We start from the raw sequence: 18,411 nt of genomic DNA on the forward strand, positions 1-18,411 counted from the left end.
TTAGAGCAGCCGTTCAAGCTGCGCTACGATGATCTTAATCGTTGGAAGTGAAGTCGCATTCCTGAAGCGGAACCACTTTGGTTTTCTTGATCCATTTATACCCCAGCCATAGGATCAGGAAAAGCGGCAAGCTCAGGTAAGCCACGAGTGCTCCGTTCCAGTCGATCCGATCACCCGTAAAGGCCTGGTAGTTCTGTCCCAGAATGACGATGATGCACAGCACAAACGCAAAAATCGGACCGAACGGGAACCAGCGCGCACGATATGGCAGGTCATTCAAGTCTCTGCCTTGAGCCACATAAGCCCGCCGGAAGCGGTAATGGCTGATGGCGATACCCAGCCACGTTATGAACCCGCACATGCCCGATGCGTTAAGCAGCCAAGTGTACACGATGCCGTCTCCGAACAGCGAAGCGAGAAAAGCGAGCATTCCGACCGCGGTCGTAACCAGGAGCGCATTCATCGGAATGCCTCTTTTGTTCAACCGGCCTAGAAACTTCGGGGCTTTGCCATCCCGTGCCAAGGCATAAAGCACTCGACTCGAAGCATACATGCCCGAGTTGCCTGCGGACAACACGGAGGTCAATATAACGGCGTTCATCACCGAAGCGGCGATGGCAAGGCCTGCTTTTTCGAACACAAGCGTGAACGGGCTAACTCCGATGTTTTCCAGATCGCTTTTGAGCAGATTGGGATGTGTGTACGGAATGATCAGGCTGATCACGGTGATTGCCAAAATATAAAATATCAAGATGCGCCAGAATACCTGGCGAATGGCGCGGGGCACGTTTTGGCGCGGATTGTCGCTCTCTCCGGCGGCAACCCCGATCAGTTCCGTGCCTTGGAAGGAAAAGCCGGCAGCCATGAACACCCCCAAAACGGCAAAGAAACCGCCGCTAAATGGAGCATCTCCTACGGTGAAGTTGGAAAATCCGACCGCTTCTCCGCCCAGAATGCCGAAAATCATAAGCACGCCTACCGTTAGGAAAATGATAACCGTGGCAACCTTGATGATGGCAAACCAGTACTCGGATTCTCCGTAACCTTTGACCGATAAAACGTTAAGTGCGAAGATCAGGACGAGAAACAACAGGCTCCACAGCATGGAATTGCTGTCAGGGAACCAATATTTAATGAGCACCGTCGCCGCTGCGAGCTCCGCAGCGATCGTGACCGCCCAGTTGTACCAGAAGTTCCATCCCATGGCAAAGCCGAGGGCGGGATCGACGAACTTGGCAGCATACGTATTGAATGAGCCGGAATCCGGCATAAACGTGGCGAGTTCTCCCAGACTGGTCATCAGGAAATACACCATGATGCCCACAGCCGCGTACGCGACTAACGCTCCGCCAGGTCCTGCAGTTGAGATCGCCGTACCGCTGGCCAGGAACAGCCCCGTACCGATAGAGCCCCCAAGGGCGATCATGGTCATATGTCTTGCGCGCAACCCTTTCTTCAAGGAAGAACCGGCCGCACCTTGTTTGTCGCGGTCTTGCAATGAAAACACTCCTTCATTTCGCGTACTGATAATGAACTGAATCAATGGCGCAAATACATGAAAAAAGACCACAGGCTCTGAGCCGGCGGTCTTATATCGTCCAAAATCCACCTTGTCCCTGATGTTTAAGATAGCTCAACACGGAACAATTCATGCCAATGCGGCATAATAATCGTTCCGTGACAGTTCTGTGCCTTTCGGCGACAGCCCCAGCTCTGCCGGATCTCGAACGGAAACGTCCGGCAAGCTTCGGCGGATGCACCTTTCGGCTGAGTTCATCGGCGGTTTCCTGACGCCTCGCTCAGCTTACTGATTGCATCCGCGACCTCTACCTCACCATTCATGGATGAGGCGTATCTACATGTGTATGCAATTATTGACAACAGAACATGACAGACGATGTTCTATAATCCAAACAGACATTCAGTATAACGCTCATCGATTTCGAGCGCAATAACAAAAGTTGGAATGGGCACAAACTATTCGGTTTTCCGTTGGCGTCCGGCCATTTGCTGCCATACGGTGCCTGCGGCCTGTTCTCCCGATTCGATGCGCTCCAGTGCCATTTTGGCTTGCAGGCTGACTTCGAATTCCGGATCATCGGCAGCTTTGCGCAGTGCCTCTTCCGCTTCCTCCGTACCCACTTCATACAGGAAACGGGCGGCGCGCCATCGGACCAGCTTGCTGCTGTCGGTAAGGGTGGCCGTCATGGCCGGAGTCGCCGCAGGGTCGCCGATATCGGATAACGTGTCTCCCGCCGTGCGGCGAACTGCCGGGGAGCTGTCTTTAAGCGCCTTGTACAGCAGTTCCATGGCTTCAGGGGTGCGAATATCGCCGAGATATACGACAGCCAGGCGGCGAATCTGCATTTTGCTGTCCTCAAGTGCCTGTGCGATGAGTGGAAGCCGCTCCGGTGTAGGTTCCATGCCGTCCAATGCGGCATAACGAACGTTCCAGTTTTCGTCGCGCAGCGCTTGTTCAAGTTCTGCGCCCTCGAGCTGCCGGCGACGTTCAACGAACTCCTCCGTTTTGGTGCCATGCTCGATCGCTTGTTTAATGACTTGGTTCAGCCGTTCCGGCGGATATGCCGCTTCAATCTCCTGTTCCACTTCACGGGCAATATCCGGCAGCTCGCCGTAACGAACGCCATAGTCCGTCAACTTGCGTTCTTTGATCAGTGTGGCACTGGCTACTTCGGTCACCGCTTGCACGAATCGGTCAGAGAGCGAGATGCGCTCCTCCTTCGCACCGGCTTTTACGCGGATTTGCATAGGGACTCCCCGGAAAAACTGTACAAATACCTGGGCCTCGCCATAATGTTCGCCGGTTGCGTCTTCGGATTCGATCCATTCCAGATCAAGCCCTTCCTGGCCAAGACGGCTCTGCACTTCGCCCAGAATGGCGGCCCAATCGGCATTGCCTTTACGGTCCAGGGCCACGAAATCGGTTGTATGAAAAACGCTTTTCACGCCGGGAATGTGAAGCATTTGCCGGATGAAGGCAGGCGCCGAGCGCTCATTATCCAGCGTGTACGTTCGGCGGATACCGTCCTCCAGACGTTCGTCCAGACGAAGCATCATTGTATTCGGACTTGGTGTCGGTTCAACAGACACAATATTCATAGGGTATAAACCTCCTGTACCGTGTGGTAATGATTTAAAAATGCCTGTCCCAAAAAAGGGATATCTCTATTTTACATGAATGGGTGCAAACTGCGAAATATGTGAAGATTGCGAATTTTGTTAACACTTCTTTCATGATCATGCACAAACATTTTTAAACCAACCATGACACAATAGTGTAATATCTTTACGGGAGGTTATGAATCGATGGGATCCATTACAGTGCTCTCCGACGAAAGTCGCGGTATTGCGTTTGACGACATCATGGAACAGCTTGAGAACTGGATGGAAGGAGAGGACTCGCATGAGAGCCCTAAATCCGGGTGGGACACGACTCGTTATTGTATCATTGATTATCAGGAGTCGGGTCAGGCCGTTTCGGCATCCAATGCGATCAGGGCTTTCATGCCGGACGTTCCATTGTTGATCGTTACGGATTTTCAATCCATGATTCGCAAGCGCCATCTTCAGCAAATCACGGGTGCGGGACCGATGAAAATGTTTCTTTGGGACGTGCAACATCCTCAGCAAATGGCGTCAGAGATGCGGAAATGGCTTGAATCCGTAAACAGACAGAACCTTTCGCAAGAACATGGGAATGCCAGAGCGAAATGAATCAAACAGGCTCTTTCAACAAACGGGCTATATGACATATTTGTATCCCGTGCCCCACACCGTTTTGATGTAACGGGGCTTTTTGGGATCAGGCTCGATTTTTTTGCGCAGGCTTGAAATGTGGACGTCAATGGTTCGGTCCAGATATGCCCGTTCCGAACCTTTGATCCGGTCCATCAGCTCGTTGCGGGTAAATACTTTGCCAGGATTTTTATACAGCTCTTTCATGATTTCAAACTCGATGTGCGTAACCTCGATTTCTTCTCCGTCCACAAACAGCGTTCGGCTATACTCGTTCACACTGACATGACCGGCATTCGTTGGCGTGTCTTCCTTGCTGTCTTGAACCGTTTTCCCCGAATAAGAGAGAGCAGACCTGCGCAAGAGTGCCTTGATCCGCGCATCCAGCTCTTTAAGGCTGAACGGTTTGCACAGGAAGTCATCGGCACCGTTATGAAGCGCCTTGAGACGGTCATTCAGCATCGTGCTGGCCGAAATCATGAGAATCGGAACGGTCGAATGCTGACGAAACGCATCCACCAGCGCATTTCCGTCCGTTTCGGGCAGCATCAGATCCGTCACGACGATATCCGGCTGGAATCGGGGGAAAAGCTGAAGTGCCTCGCGGGCATGATGAACCCGTTCTGTAATGTATCCTTCCTCCTCAAGAAAGAAAGCAATCATGTCGGCAAGATTTTTTTCATCTTCTATAAGAAGTACTTTGATAGACATAGAGGTCACACTCCTGGTGGAAATTTATAAAGAAACACGGAATCCAATGGATGTAGTTTGTTAGAGATTGCCGAAGCATGGAGTACGGATCGGTTTTGGTCATCCCATGTACATGTATATATGATGACTTGTCCCAATTCCACGCACCGCAAATTCAACATTTTATCATGTATGAAGTTTTTGCAAATCCATCAACATTTACCAAAACTATGCCATGTCATATTTACAGTATAATGGATCAGAACGATTTGGAGAAGAAAAGGGAACTCCGAAAAACACTCGACAAATCAAGCGCAATTCGGAAGCCTAACGTATTTTCGTCAAATAGGGCGTTAATGAAACAGTTTGTTTGCATGGGGAGGAAACGAAGTTGCTAAAAAATAGACGTAAAATGATAGGTTGGGCCAAACATTGCCTATGATTCGTACAAAAATCGGAAAAACGGTGCTGGATTGGACGCTGTCGCGGCTGCGCATTCCTTGGATCGCCACGATGGTGCTCGTTGTGCTGGGTACATTGGGCAGCGTATACGCCATCACGATGTTCTACGGCGTTCAATTGATGCTCGGCGGTGCGGCAGTGCTTGTTGCCTTGCGCCTGCATGGCGGAAAGTATGGCGGCATGGCTTTGGTGGGCATTTTCGGTTTAAAATGTCTCCTCTTAGACATGCCTTACAGCATTTGGGTCGGTGCAGCGATCCATGCTTTGGAATTCATCTGGATGCTGGGGTGGCAAAAGCGTTGGAAAAACGGCAGCATGATGACGGCCAACGCCACGTTTTGGCTAGTGTTGTTTTTGCCGATTGTCGGTCTCGGCCACTTTGTCTTTGGTATGGAAATGGATGAGTTGAGATTTGCGTATATGCATGCCGCTCTGGTCGGTATGGTGAATGCGCTATTGGCGGGAATCGTCGTCGACTTCTGGATTACGCACAGCGAGCATCCAATGAAGCGTGCGGGCGCGATCCCTCTTCACAGAATCGCGTTTAAATACGTGGTTGCCTTTGTTGTATCCGTTTCACTTGTACTGCTGTCGGCGGATAGCCGCAGACAGCTGGATCAAATTCGGGATGCCATTGTGACCAGCCTAAGACATGCTACCGATCTGATTGACAAGAAAGTGGGGGTTCCAGTGGTTCCCTCGGGACAATTGCAATCAACCCTGAGGCAATATAGCGAATTTATGGATGTCGGCATCATCATTTTGGGATCAGACGATCGTGTGGTGGGTTCGTCCTCCGAGCTTTACCCGGTTGGTGCAGCATTGCCAGCGAAGCAGGAACGCGTTTTGCAGGCAGGGGGCGACCCCTTGTTACTCTCGGATGCCGTGGCATCCAGCGATATTTTGGATTACTGGAGGCAGGCGGTTTTCATCAATGAGAAATGGCAGGCGCCGGCCGAGGGCTATCGTCTTATCGTACTGTCAAGCCCTTCCAAGTTTTATCCTCATATTGCATCAATCTATCTGACCACGATCCAATCCCTGTTGGTCATTATTTTGATATCCATGATCATTGCCGCGCCGATCAGCAAAAAAGTCGTAAGCCCATTGAAACGGATTACGCTTATGACGAGTGCACTCTCCAGACTGCTGATTCGACAAGGGGAAATGAAATGGCCGATAAGCCATGTAACGGAAGTCCAGATTTTGATCGGCAACTTGCGCAAAATGTCCGACGTGCTGCTTGAGCAGTTCGAGCAGATTCGCCAGGACAAGATAACGCTGGAGGACCGTGTAAGGGAGCGTACCAAGGAACTGAGAAACAGCGAAGAAATCAAGCGGGCCATCGTAGATTCATCCATCGAGGCCATCATTGCTGTCGATGCATGCGGAAAAATCATTGAGTTCAATCCCGAGGCCGAGCGCATGTTCGGGCTGCGGAGGGAAGACGTGGTATATCAGAAAAATGCCCCTTCCCTGTTTCAGGGAGCCACTTGCGATGAAATCAAGCAAAAGCTTGAACGTCGCGAGTTTAATACAGGCAAGCGGCATACCCACATCGAGGAAATTTACGGCATCAGGCGCGACGGATCCGTTTTTCCGATCGAATACAAAATTGTCGAGATTCGCTTAGGCAACAAAGAGTCATTATACAATCTGTTTATCAAGGATATTACCGAGCGAACAAGAGCTGAAGAGGACCGCGTGCGCGATGCGCTTGCGCTGGAACAGCTGAACGCCGAATTGGTGCGCGAGAAACAGGCCATTCAGGAACAGCGCGACATCAGCGAGCAGTTCATTGAATCGGTCCGCGAAGGCTTGGTCATGTCCGACCGGTCTGGAACGATCACGATCGTCAATCGCCGTATTGAGGAGATGTTCGGTTTGGGGGATTTCCTTGGACGCTCCATCGAAGATCTGGCCCTGTCCATTGAGCGGTCCGTGCTCACGGATAATTTCAACCTGCTCGATCAGACGCGCGCGTTTCTGAAAGGCGAGCAGGCTTTTGCGGAAACCGAATTTGTTCTGGATAATGCGTCCAAAAGTGTTTTTTCTCTATATATGAAACAGATTGACGTACCCGGCAGAAACCATGGCTTCCTGCTGGTGTTCCGGGACAGGACGGAAGAAGAACATCTTAACCGCATGAAGCACGAGCTGATCAGCGTTGTTTCACATGAGCTTCGCACGCCAGTCGCCACTATTATGGGGTATGTGGAACTGATGATGCTGTATGATCTTCCCGCCTCGCAGCGCCTTGAATTTTTAGGGAAAATTACGTCCGAGGGGGCCCGGCTCAGCAGTTTGCTGGATGACGTGCTGGATATCCAACGATTGGATAACGGAAGCTTGACCTATCACATGACCTATGTTCCTATGCTGGAACTGGTGGAGGGCGTGGCCGAACAGTGGAACATCAAATCAGTACAACGCATATATGTGCATGCCTTTAACGGGGACTTCTTCGCTTATGCCGATCAGAACCGGATGGCACAGGTGCTGCACAACCTCGTTGGCAATGCGGTCAAATACTCGCCTGGTGCCGATCGCATCGATATTACGTTATGGGAAGAGAAGAAGTGGTTATGCATCGATGTAAGGGATTACGGCATCGGCATTGCCGAAGAGGTGCAGGACATGCTGTTTACGAAGTTTTACCGGGTGGACAATTCGGACCATCGCCAGATTGGCGGAACGGGTCTGGGGTTATATATTTCGCGTAAAATCGTGGAAGATCACCATGGGAAGCTGACGGTGATGTCTGCGCCAGGCAAGGGGAGCACGTTCAAGGTCCGGCTTCCCAAACAAGAGGCGCTCGTATGAATAATTGACGGCTGACGGGATAATAAAGCCTTAACCCTACTGGATGCATCGCATTCAAGTAGCGGTTAAGGCTTCTTTGTGTCAGTTTTCACATTCGCGGATAAAAGCGGATAAAAAAGGAATCTTTTGCAAACGGTATAGGTAAACGACATTCGCATCCGTTAAAGGGAGGAGGCGTGATATGTTTCGCAAAGAAGAGAAAACGCTTGTGATCGTTTGTCTGGTTGCCGCGGTCGTCGTACTTTACGCCGTGGTGAAGAGCATCATTCGCATCATGAATTATTAGTTGTTCGAAGGAAGAAGGGCGATGCCCGGAACCTATCATTGACTAACAGTGAGGAGTGTCACCCTGATGACAACGCTGGACCCTGTTCTGCTAAGCCGGATATTGACCGGATTAACCCTGTTTGTACATATTATCTTTGCATCGATCGGCGTTGGCGTGCCGCTCATGATCGCTCTTGCGGAGTGGCGCGGATTGCGCAAGAACGACGTGCACTACACCCTGCTTGCCCGCAGGTGGGCGCGAGGCTTTGTCATCACCGTAGCGGTCGGCGTAGTAACCGGCACCTCGATTGGATTGCAGCTCAGCTTGTTATGGCCCATGTTCATGCGGGTGGCGGGACAGGCGATTGCCCTGCCGCTGTTCATGGAGACGTTCGCCTTTTTCATAGAGGCGATATTCCTTGGCATATACCTGTACACCTGGGATCGTTTCAAAAATAAATACACGCACATGCTGCTGCTCATCCCGGTTGCGCTCGGTTCGTCGGCATCGGCCATTTTTATCACTACCGTCAATTCGTTCATGAACCAGCCGCAGGGCTTCACCCTGATCGATGGCATCATGAAGGACATTCATCCTATAGCGGCCATGCTGAATCCCGCTACGCCAACCAAGGTAACCCATGTGCTTGCATCCTCCTATACGCTCAGCGCGGGTTTGCTTGCAGGCATTGCCGCTTTCAGCATGCTGCGGGGCAGGGGCCATGTTTATTATAAAAAGGCATTGAAACTGACGACCGTCAGCGCACTTGTATTTGCCGTCAGCACTATTATGCTCGGGGATTCCTCCGGCAAATTTCTGGCCAAATACCAACCGGAGAAGCTGGCCGCGGCCGAATGGCATTTCAAAACGATGAAAGAAGCGCCGCTCGTATATGGAGGCATATTGGACGAGAACAATGAAGTCAAGTATGCGCTTGAAATTCCCTACGCGCTAAGCATCCTTGCCGGAAATCGGCCGGATACCGAAGTGAAGGGGCTTGAGGAGTATCCGGCCGATCTGAGGCCGCCGCTCTCGATTCACTATATGTTCGATTTGAAGGTGACGACAGGAGTGATCATTTTCCTGATTCCTGTCCTGTACGTGTTTCGGCGCTGGCTTCCGGGACGCAAACCGTATCCGAAATGGCTGCTCATGGGCATCGTGTTTCTGGGACCGCTAGCGATGATTGCGATCGAGCTCGGCTGGATGTTCGCGGAGGTTGGACGCCAACCGTGGATTTTGCGCGGATACATGAAGGTATCCGAGGCTGCCACGACGTCCACTTCCGTAGGCTGGATGCTTGTTCTGTTCATTTTGCTGTATCTGGTCCTTTGTTTCTCTTGCATCCGTGTCCTCAGCAAGCTGTTTCGCAACAAGGAAGCGGAGAAGGAGCTGGAGTCGCTCGGGCTTGAGGGAGGGATCGTGCATTGAGCTTTGAAATTGCGGGCATTGCGATTTTGTGGACATTTCTGTTCGGATACCTGATCGTTGCGTCGATCGATTTTGGCGCAGGGTTCTTCAGCTTTTACAGTGTGCTCTCCGGGCATGAGAATAAAATCCACAACATCATACAGCGCTATCTCTCGCCGGTGTGGGAAGTGACGAACGTCTTTCTCATCTTTTTCGTGGTCGGATTGGTCGGATTTTATCCGGACAGCGCGTTTTACTATGGAACTGCGCTGCTGGTGCCCGGCTCGCTTGCCATCGTGCTGCTTGCGATTCGCGGCGTATATTACGCCTATAACACCTATGGAAACAACGGCCAGAACAGCCGGATATACATGGCCTTGTATGGGGCGACAGGGCTGCTGATTCCCGCCGTGTTCTCCACCATTTTGGCGATCTCCGAAGGGGGCATTATCGAGCAGTCGGGAGAGAGGGTTTTGTTTAGCTGGGGCGAATTTTTGACCAATCCTTACACATGGTCTGTCGTGCTGTTGGCATTGGTGAGCGTGCTTTATATTTCCGCCATGTTCCTGTCCTACTACGCCAAGAGGGCGGAAGATGAGACAGCGTTTGAAGTATTGAGGGAATATGCCTTACTATGGAGCCTGCCTACCATCTTTGCCAGCTTTCTGGCGTTTTTGCAAATCAACAAGCAGAACCCGCAGCATTTTCAGAACATGCTGGGCATTTCATGGATGTTTATTGCCTCCTTCGTCTGCTTCGTCATTGCGGTATCACTCGTATGGAAACGCAAGTACATGGGGTGGTGCTTCGTAGCTGTCATGCTGCAGTTTGCTTTTGCCTGGTACGGGTATGGCCGCTCGCATTTGCCCTACATCCTGTATCCGTACGTTAACATTTACGACAGCTTCACGAACCGCACGATGGGAATCGCGCTGATTACCGCGTTCAGTCTGGGGCTGTTGGTGCTGATTCCGTCGCTGGTGCTGATCATGAGACTGTTCCTGTTCGATGCCGATTACGTGCGAGGCCGAGCGGGGAAAAAGAAAGGATGAATACGATGTATGCAGAAGGCGTATCCGGCATTCCGGGCGTAACGGGATTAAGTTTTTTCGAAACGTTCACGATCATGTACGCTCCGCCGCTTATTATCGTCGCAGCGATCGCTTTTTTGTTCATCTATATGGCGGCAAGCGGCAATCCGAAGGACTAGCCTTTTTTCAATTCGGCGAAATATGGGTTAAAATAGGTGAAGGGAGGAGGTCCTTTCATGCCTAAAATCCGCTATAACAATCTGGATAATGTAAGCACAGACAAAACGTTGAAGGAATTCAGGCAGTGGAGGGAGGAACGGCGCAGAAAGTCGAAGGATTATACGTTCAAGGTGCCGCATCACCCGCCTGACCTGGATTTCCTGCATGCCAACCGGGAAGAGACAACGGTGACGTGGGTGGGGCATTCCACCTTTTTCATTCAATATAACGGTCTGAACATCGTCACCGATCCGGTTTGGGCCGAAAAGATGGGGTTCCAGCGTCGGCTTGGACCTCCGGGCATTCCGATCCGGGACATTCCGCCGCTGGATGTGGTGCTGATCTCCCATTCTCATTATGATCACCTGCATTTGGCATCCTTGCGCAAACTGGTGTCCGCCAAAACGCTGCTGATCGTGCCGGACGGACTCAAAAGAAAAATGGTGCGCAAGGGGTTTCACCGCTGCCACGAACTGAAATGGTGGGAGCATCTGTCCGTCGGCGGCGTGAAAATTACGTTTGTGCCTGCCCAGCACTGGACGCGCCGCACGTTGTTCGACACGAATACTTCCCATTGGGGCGGGTATGTTCTGGAGAGCGCTGCGACGGTTTCGCCTGCAGCAGCGGAAAGCGCGATTGCTAAAGCTTCGAATGAGGGGAGCCCTCGAACGTCAGCGGGATCGGGTTCAAGAGAGCACCGGAATAAAGGCGGCATTCGCAAACCGGAAGGCGGAGCAGCCCACCACTTTTCCGTATCTCCGCCCACCGTTTATTTCGTCGGGGATACCGGATATTTCCCCGGTTTTCGAACGATCGGAGAACGTTTCGACATCGACATCACTCTTATGCCGATCGGGGCCTATGAACCCGAATGGTTCATGACGTCCCAGCACGTGACGCCGGAAGAAGCGCTGCAGGGGTTCGTTGAAACGGGTTCCGAACTGATGGTGCCGATGCATTACGGCACGTTCAGGCTGGCAGACGATACGCCGCGGGAGGCGCTGGATCGCCTGGAAGCCGAACGGCAGCGCCTTGGCATCGCCGCCGAGCGCATTCAGGTTCTCGGTCACGGCGAGACGCTGCGCATTCGCCATGGCGAGGACGAGCAAACCTGATTTTCTTTCCACATCAACATGGATTTATGGTTCATCTGAACCGGAAACAGTCCCATGCCAAATATTTAATGCGTAAAAAAGCGGCCAATCTTCGAATTAGCCGTTTTTTTGTGTTATAATATGGTGCCGGAATAGGCTTAGGGTCATTGAATCCATAAGTATACGAGCTGCTATTCATGCAATATGCAGATTAACAAATAAAAAGGATGGTAATGCTTAATGATCAGTACAAGCGGCATCACGCTCCGCTACGGAAAACGTGCACTTTTTGAAGACGTGAACATCAAATTCACGCCAGGCAACTGCTATGGCCTGATCGGCGCCAACGGGGCCGGCAAATCAACGTTCCTCAAAATTTTGTCAGGCGAAATCGAAGCAAACCAGGGAGAGGTGCACATCACCCCAGGCGAGCGCATGGCCGTATTGAAGCAAAACCACTTCGAATACGATGAGTACCCGGTTCTTGAAACGGTAATCATGGGTCATAGCCGTCTGTACTCCATCATGAAGGAAAAAGATGCGCTTTACGCCAAAGCGGACTTCACTGAGGAAGACGGCTTGCGTGCGGGTGAACTGGAAGGTGAATTCGCGGAATTGAACGGCTGGGATGCCGAGCCGGATGCGGCTGCACTCCTGATTGGCCTTGGCATTGACCGCGACATGCATGACAAAAAAATGGCAGAGCTGAGCGGTAACGAAAAAGTCCGTGTCCTGCTGGCTCAGGCGCTGTTCGGCCGTCCGAACAACCTGTTGCTCGATGAGCCTACCAACCACTTGGATCTGGAGTCCATCCAATGGCTCGAGAACTTCCTGATGGATTATGAAGGCACCGTTATCGTCGTATCCCACGATCGTCACTTCCTGAACAAAGTGTGTACGCATATCGCGGATATCGATTTCGGCAAAATCCAGTTGTACGTAGGAAACTATGACTTCTGGTACGAGTCCAGCCAGTTGGCGATCGCCCTGCAACGCGACGCGAACAAGAAGAAAGAAGAAAAAATCAAGGAATTGCAGGCATTCATCCAGCGTTTCTCCGCGAACGCTTCGAAATCGAAGCAGGCAACTTCCCGGAAGAAACAGCTCGATAAAATTACGCTGGACGACATCCGTCCGTCGAACCGTAAATATCCGTTCATCAACTTCAAGCCGGAACGCGAAGCCGGGAAGCAGCTGCTCACCGTCGATCGCATCAGCAAAGCGGTGGAAGGCGAGCCATTGTTGAACGATGTAAGCTTTGTAGTGAACAAAGGCGACAAAATTGCGTTTGTTGGACCCAACGGCCTTCCGAAGTCCCTTCTTTTCGATGTCTTGATGGGCGAAACGGAAGCGGACAGCGGCGAGTATACATGGGGCGTTACGACTTCCCAAGCCTATTTCCCGAAAGACAACTCCAAGTATTTCGATGGCGTGGAATTGAGCTTGGTGGACTGGCTGCGTCAGTATTCGAAGGATCAGGATGAAACGTATCTGCGCGGTTTCCTTGGTCGCATGCTGTTCTCCGGCGAAGAGGCGCTGAAAAAAGCAAACGTATTGTCCGGGGGCGAGAAAGTTCGCTGCATGTTGGCGAAAATGATGCAAACCGGCGCAAACGTGCTGATTCTTGATGAGCCTACGAACCACTTGGATCTCGAATCGATCACGGCATTGAACAACGGATTGATCGATTTCGACGGCACGATGCTGTTTACGTCCCATGACCATCAGTTCATTCAGACGATCGCGAACCGCATTATCGAAATTACGCCGAATGGCATTATTGACCGTCAAATGAGCTATGACGAGTATCTGGAAAGCGATGAAATCAAAGAGCTTCGTCAAAAGCTGTACCCTGCCGAAGCGTAAACAATCGGTCTTTCAACGGAATTGATTTCTGTTCTGCCTTATAATAAAAGAAGCGCCAAATCTCCGAAAGGAGAATGGCGCTTCTTTTTGTTTGCCATAAAAGCAACGTTCATTGTGAATTTTGAGGCTAGGACCCGCCTGTCCGGCGGCGCTGATTGTTCGGCTTTTTGTTGTTTTGGCTTTTCAATGTTTTGGTTCCGCCCTCGAAGTAAGCTCCGGCCTGATTGCCGTTCTTGGCCTGCTCCTTTTTTTGTGCCAGCTTTTGGCGTATGGCATCCTGCAAACTGATCTTGCGCGGTTCGTTCGTATTGTCGCTCATGTGAATCCCTCCCGGTCTTGCAATAAGCCGTCCGAATAAGGACGGGATGCTCCCATTTTATACGTTTTGCGAAGCCTGTACAAGGGCAACCTGTTAAAATGCGTGATCATTCGGAACGTGTCCATTTTTCCTTAATGAAACTTTGTTTCTCAAAGCTTACAGCCATGACGCTTTGCAACTTTTTTTCGGTATCCCTACAGCACTGCGGCTTGGCAACACTGTTTCTGTAGACCCACACGAGTTTCGTTTGATAACATGGAACAACGTATTATGAAAGTTAAAGGAGTGTCGTTGAAGTTGAACGCTTATGACGAAATACGCAAGGGAGAGCGGGGAGCCTGGGTTAGCATCGCTGCTTATCTCGTGCTGTCCACTTTCAAGCTGATCTGTGGATATATATTTGCTTCCAGCGCCTTGCTCGCGGACGGTTTCAACAACCTTACCGATATCGTGGCCTCCGTGGCTGTATTGATCGGATTGCGCATATCCCAAAAGCCGCCGGATTCCGACCATGCTTACGGTCATTTTCGCGCAGAAACGGTTGCCGCACTGATTGCTTCCTTCATCATGGCCATGGTCGGCCTGCAAGTACTCTTCGAAGCGGTTCGATCCTGGTATCAGGGGGAGTTCACCGCGCCTAATCTGTGGGCCGCCGGAGTGGCGGCAGTGTGTGCGCTGGTGATGATGGGCGTGTATCGCTACAACTACCGGTTATCCCGGCAAATCAACAGCCAGGCGCTCTTGGCTGCCGCCCAGGATAATCGCTCGGACGCCCTAGTCAGCATCGGGGCTGCCGTGGGCATCGTCGGCGCGCAATTCGGCTTGCCTTGGCTCGATAAGGTCGCCGCCATCGTGGTTGGTTTAATGATATGCAAAACCGCATGGGATATTTTCCGGGATGCGACGCATAGCCTGACCGACGGATTCGATCAAGACCAGCTCACAGACCTTCGCACGACGGTATCGCGCGTGCCGGGCGTGGAATTGATCAAGGACGTCAAGGCGCGCGTTCATGGAAGCCATGTGCTCGTGGATGTCGTCATTGAAGTGGACGGCGGGCTCAGTTTGATCGAAGGCCATCAAATCTGTGACCGGGTCGAGGAACGTCTGAAACACAAGCATAATATCATGCATGTTCACGTGCATGTAGAACCCAAAATGGACAATCTTCCCCAGGGAACCTAACCGGCATTCCAAAGCGATGTTTACTATAACTGAAACCCCTTTTTCATGGGGTGCGCATACATGATGAAAAAGAGGATAGCCGCGAATGCGGCTATCCTCTTTTTGACTTATCGTTCCAACGATAATACGATACTATTGAATGGAGACGTGAATCCAGCCTTTTCCTTTCCATGTGTAAATCTGAACCCATTCGCCGCCGTCGAACCCATTCACGACTTCGCCTGTGGTGTCGACAATTTGGGTGCCCAACGCTCCAATCGGCTTGCCATTAGGGGCGTCATAGAACCATGTGCGCTCCAGAAGCTTCAGCAGCATCGTAGGCGCTTGAACCTCGTCGCCGGGTTTAACAAGTGGTTCGTCGAACATTTTGTCTGTCGTAGACGTGGATGCTTCCGTTGTTGTACCCTCCGCAGTTTGGCCGGTTACACCCTCGCTTTCTTCGGAAGCGGTTTGTGAGCCCGGAGCCGTTTCGACGGTGCCTTGGATCGTTTCCACGACAGGGGCATTCACCTCAATCGCAGGGGAAGTCGTTGCTTCGGAACTTGTCGGAGTCGTTGTGCCGGTAACCGCTTCCTCGGCACCCGCAGCGGCAGCCATGGAACCCATCAGCGTCAGGGCAGCAGCGAAACTTACGATTTTTTTCATTTGTTACTCCTCCTCGGTTAGATATGTAGTATGTTGTCTGTGATAAAAGTAACCAAGCAAGGTCACCTGTGAATCACAATTTTAGCAATACTTTCTTTTATTCTCTAGAGTCATTTTGGTCAAATTTGGGTAGAAGTGGGTCCGAATCTTTATCGTACCAGAGAGGCATAAAACCGGGATGGCTATGACAAAAAGGTCCTATTTGCAAATGGGGTCAGCGGCAGCGGAATAGAGCGAAAAGGAGGGAAATACATATGAAGCAGCACAGCAAAAGCCTGCCGCTTTTCCAAGCATGGCAGGCCTTGTGCGTACAATGAACAGCGAGTGAAACGGGTATTCCGTTTAGCTTCGTCGCATGCCGCTTCGTCCCGTAATCAGGGAAATGATGAACAATACCACGAAAACGAAGAACAGGACCTTGGCAATGGAAGCTGCAGCTTCAACGATGCCGAAGAAACCGAAAATGCCTGCAATCAGAGCAATAATCAGAAAAACGACCGACCATTTCAGCATAAGTCATCATCCTTTCATTTTGGAATGGGAAGGGCCGTTTAGTCTCTCCCTGCCCTTGTGTAGTTGTCTTTAACCGGGCCCAGAGCGCTTGAATCACACGACGCGAGCAGCGGCAGGTGTGATAAGAAACGGCCGTATGCCATTGTTTCGCCGCAGAAACGGCCGGGTAACTAAAGCATTAACAAATCGATTTGCAATTAGGAAAGAGAGGTTGGATTATGATCTACCAAATTAGCGTGGCGATCATTGCCGTGGCATTTGCTGTGCTTGTGTTTTTTCTGATTCGTACATTGAAGTCCGCTCAGGCTTCGCTTGACAATGTCTCGCAAACGCTGCAAGAGGTACGAACAACGATTGATGAGTTGAGCTACGAGGTAAAACAAACGGTAAGGCATGCCAATGACATCACTGCGGACGTACAGCACAAAATGAAGCAGATCGATCCGGTCATGGAGTCGGTGCAAAACCTGGGAGACGTATTGAATGAAGTCAGTGCTGCGGCAAAGCAGGTGTCGACCACGATGATTTCGCGGTTTCAAACCAAGCGCGCAGAGAAGGAACGGGAACAAAAGTCCGTCGTGCATCCCGCCCAGCAGCCATCAACGCCTGTCGACCGGACGGTGAACAGTTATGATGCTACATATAACCAAGGGGCAAAGGGCGGTAAGGAGTGGCTCAAATACGTCGACCTTGCAGCAAACATATGGCAGCGCATAAGAAAATAAATTTTTGATTTCGGGTAACTCGTCAGGACGGTGAACCAGCGAAACCGATGGAGGGTGAGAATAATGATGAAACTGATGCTTCTGATGTTTGGCGTGATTTCTCCCTTTTCCGTTCAGGTGGCAGCTCTTCCGGTTGCCCCCGAAACGTCATGGACGGCAGTGGAGCCGCAGGTGACAGAGGTTGTTACCGTTGCGGATGAAAGGTCCGGGCAGTTCGGGTCGTTCAGGACGTTGAACGGCATCTCGCTGGATCACGGACTGGCCGACGTCATGGCCCGAAAGGGACAACCGCTGAAACGCTTGGACGATCCTTATCTGGGTTGCCCGGAATTTGATTTTGAGGATGCCCGCATCGGGGTGTGCCAGGACGAGGATGTCATTCAATACATCCATGTCGAAGGCCGCATGAAGCGCTTCATGCTAAATCAACAATGGATTGACATGGATATCGACTCCATTCGGAATGCTCTGGGGCAGCCCTATTCCAAGGCGCAGGACGGCGAGGTGTTTGTGCGGGGAGACCGGGCGTTAAAAGTGTATATGGCTCCCGGAACAGAACGCATCCTGGGCATTGATTTATTTGATGAATCCGTTACCTGATTTTTTTGGAATCGAATGATATGTTTCAATACAAGATGGCATGTTTATATACTATATATGTTGAACTAGACATTTACACGTTAACGGAGAGGGCAGAAAGAATCTGAAGAAGCAAAGCGTTCGCATTTATCACCGGATTTTCCCCTTAAATAAAGGGATTCAAAAAATCTGGGGATAACAGCGATCGGAAGATGGTTCTGACCACGTAGTACTCCGTGTAAAAATCATTGGTTCAACTTAGAGGCCGAAAATGAAGATGTTCAGAGGAGAGTGGAAACGATGAATTCAACCAACGCAAAAGCATATGCCAAAGTGGTGGAAAACGGAGTTCAAGCGGTAGAAGCAGTGAAAGAACTGCAGCGCGCCGGCTACCTTGCTGATCAAATCTTCGTTCTCGCCCATGAAGAGGACCGCACGGACCGCATTGCCGATACGGCGGACGCCAAAGAAATCGGAATGAAGCAAGAAGGACTGTTTGACTCTATTGCCAATCTGTTCAGATCCCGGGGCGATGAACTTCGAGCGAAAATCGAGTCGATGGGCTTCACCCAAGCAGAGGCCGACTTCTACGAGAGCGAGCTGGACAAAGGCAAGGTGCTCGTCATCGCTAAAAAGGAAGAGTAGGATCGCTCTGCCGCATCGATACGTAAACATAAGTTTGCTAGCGGTATTGCAGCGGACTTTATCAAAAACATAGCTAAGGAATGGGGGTATCCTCATTCCTTAGCTATGTTTTTGCGAGTATATGGGTTGCGGCCCATGATAGCGCAAAATATCATTAATAGAGAGAGAAGAGCTGCTCCAT

Annotated in this window: 17 protein-coding genes and 1 riboswitch; of the genes, 11 read left to right on the forward strand and 6 right to left on the reverse strand. The window is 51.0% G+C overall.

Annotated features, from left to right (window positions below):
• Positions 1-34: 34 nt before the first annotated feature.
• Together L6H98_RS25690 and L6H98_RS25695 are read right to left on the reverse strand one after the other, a co-directional pair.
• The gene (locus tag L6H98_RS25690) at positions 35-1,432 is read right to left on the reverse strand and encodes an amino acid permease (RefSeq protein ID WP_236420589.1); all 1,398 of its coding nucleotides are present in this window, start codon (positions 1,430-1,432) and stop codon (positions 35-37) included.
• A gap of 189 nt (positions 1,433-1,621) precedes the next feature.
• Positions 1,622-1,837: riboswitch (Lysine riboswitch) on the reverse strand.
• A 140-nt stretch (positions 1,838-1,977) separates the two neighbouring features.
• Entirely contained in the window at positions 1,978-3,120 is a 1,143-nt protein-coding gene (locus L6H98_RS25695; RefSeq protein WP_236420529.1) for a virulence factor, read from the reverse strand.
• 207 nt (positions 3,121-3,327) lie between these two features.
• Here L6H98_RS25695 and L6H98_RS25700 point away from each other — a divergent pair, with 207 nt between their 5' ends.
• Complete coding sequence (locus tag L6H98_RS25700; RefSeq protein WP_236420530.1) at positions 3,328-3,735, forward strand: hypothetical protein; 408 nt, start codon at positions 3,328-3,330, stop codon at positions 3,733-3,735.
• Between the two features lie 27 nt (positions 3,736-3,762).
• Here the strand turns inward: L6H98_RS25700 and L6H98_RS25705 are convergent, their stop codons facing one another.
• On the reverse strand, positions 3,763-4,467 hold the full coding sequence (locus L6H98_RS25705) for a response regulator transcription factor (protein ID WP_236420531.1): 705 nt from the start codon (positions 4,465-4,467) through the stop codon (positions 3,763-3,765).
• A 417-nt stretch (positions 4,468-4,884) separates the two neighbouring features.
• Between L6H98_RS25705 and L6H98_RS25710 the strand changes: the two genes are divergently transcribed.
• From L6H98_RS25710 to L6H98_RS25735, 6 genes are all read left to right on the forward strand, one after another.
• The gene (locus L6H98_RS25710; RefSeq protein WP_236420590.1) at positions 4,885-7,731 is read left to right on the forward strand and encodes a PAS domain-containing sensor histidine kinase; all 2,847 of its coding nucleotides are present in this window, start codon (positions 4,885-4,887) and stop codon (positions 7,729-7,731) included.
• Between the two features lie 352 nt (positions 7,732-8,083).
• A complete protein-coding gene (locus L6H98_RS25715) occupies positions 8,084-9,430 on the forward strand; it encodes a cytochrome ubiquinol oxidase subunit I (protein ID WP_236420532.1) in 1,347 nt (448 codons plus the stop codon).
• Positions 9,427-10,461: a cytochrome d ubiquinol oxidase subunit II gene (locus L6H98_RS25720; RefSeq protein ID WP_236420533.1), complete on the forward strand. Its 1,035-nt coding sequence runs from the start codon at positions 9,427-9,429 to the stop codon at positions 10,459-10,461. The genes L6H98_RS25715 and L6H98_RS25720 overlap by 4 nt, the downstream gene beginning before the upstream one ends.
• Positions 10,458-10,619 (forward strand): hypothetical protein, encoded by a 162-nt coding sequence (locus L6H98_RS25725; RefSeq protein ID WP_236420534.1) that lies wholly within the window; start codon positions 10,458-10,460, stop codon positions 10,617-10,619. The genes L6H98_RS25720 and L6H98_RS25725 overlap by 4 nt, the downstream gene beginning before the upstream one ends.
• Before the next feature lie 57 nt (positions 10,620-10,676).
• The gene (locus tag L6H98_RS25730; protein ID WP_236420535.1) at positions 10,677-11,774 is read left to right on the forward strand and encodes an MBL fold metallo-hydrolase; all 1,098 of its coding nucleotides are present in this window, start codon (positions 10,677-10,679) and stop codon (positions 11,772-11,774) included.
• A gap of 219 nt (positions 11,775-11,993) precedes the next feature.
• Positions 11,994-13,619, forward strand: a complete 1,626-nt coding sequence (locus tag L6H98_RS25735; protein ID WP_236420536.1) for an ATP-binding cassette domain-containing protein — start codon at positions 11,994-11,996, stop codon at positions 13,617-13,619.
• 127 nt (positions 13,620-13,746) lie between these two features.
• Here the strand turns inward: L6H98_RS25735 and L6H98_RS25740 are convergent, their stop codons facing one another.
• The gene (locus L6H98_RS25740) at positions 13,747-13,938 is read right to left on the reverse strand and encodes a hypothetical protein (RefSeq protein ID WP_236420537.1); all 192 of its coding nucleotides are present in this window, start codon (positions 13,936-13,938) and stop codon (positions 13,747-13,749) included.
• Positions 13,939-14,208: 270 nt separating this feature from the next.
• Here L6H98_RS25740 and L6H98_RS25745 point away from each other — a divergent pair, with 270 nt between their 5' ends.
• Complete coding sequence (locus L6H98_RS25745; RefSeq protein ID WP_290371494.1) at positions 14,209-15,123, forward strand: cation diffusion facilitator family transporter; 915 nt, start codon at positions 14,209-14,211, stop codon at positions 15,121-15,123.
• 132 nt (positions 15,124-15,255) lie between these two features.
• On the opposite strand, the gene L6H98_RS25750 is transcribed toward L6H98_RS25745, so the two are convergent.
• Together L6H98_RS25750 and L6H98_RS25755 are read right to left on the reverse strand one after the other, a co-directional pair.
• Entirely contained in the window at positions 15,256-15,768 is a 513-nt protein-coding gene (locus tag L6H98_RS25750; protein WP_236420538.1) for a hypothetical protein, read from the reverse strand.
• A 342-nt stretch (positions 15,769-16,110) separates the two neighbouring features.
• Positions 16,111-16,281: a DUF1328 domain-containing protein gene (locus tag L6H98_RS25755; protein ID WP_236420539.1), complete on the reverse strand. Its 171-nt coding sequence runs from the start codon at positions 16,279-16,281 to the stop codon at positions 16,111-16,113.
• A 218-nt stretch (positions 16,282-16,499) separates the two neighbouring features.
• On the opposite strand from L6H98_RS25755, the gene L6H98_RS25760 reads away from it, so the two are divergent.
• The 3 genes from L6H98_RS25760 to L6H98_RS25770 all read left to right on the forward strand — a co-directional run bounded on the left by L6H98_RS25760 (position 16,500) and on the right by L6H98_RS25770 (position 18,230).
• Positions 16,500-17,006 carry a DUF948 domain-containing protein gene (locus L6H98_RS25760; protein ID WP_236420540.1) on the forward strand — a complete coding sequence of 169 codons (507 nt, stop codon included), beginning with the start codon at positions 16,500-16,502 and terminating at the stop codon, positions 17,004-17,006.
• Between the two features lie 63 nt (positions 17,007-17,069).
• Entirely contained in the window at positions 17,070-17,606 is a 537-nt protein-coding gene (locus L6H98_RS25765) for a hypothetical protein (RefSeq protein ID WP_236420541.1), read from the forward strand.
• A gap of 279 nt (positions 17,607-17,885) precedes the next feature.
• A complete protein-coding gene (locus tag L6H98_RS25770; RefSeq protein ID WP_236420542.1) occupies positions 17,886-18,230 on the forward strand; it encodes a general stress protein in 345 nt (114 codons plus the stop codon).
• Positions 18,231-18,411: the final 181 nt, after the last annotated feature.

It is taken from the genome of Paenibacillus sp. JJ-223 (assembly GCF_927798175.1).
Classification (GTDB): Bacteria; Bacillota; Bacilli; order Paenibacillales; family Paenibacillaceae; genus Paenibacillus; species Paenibacillus hubeiensis.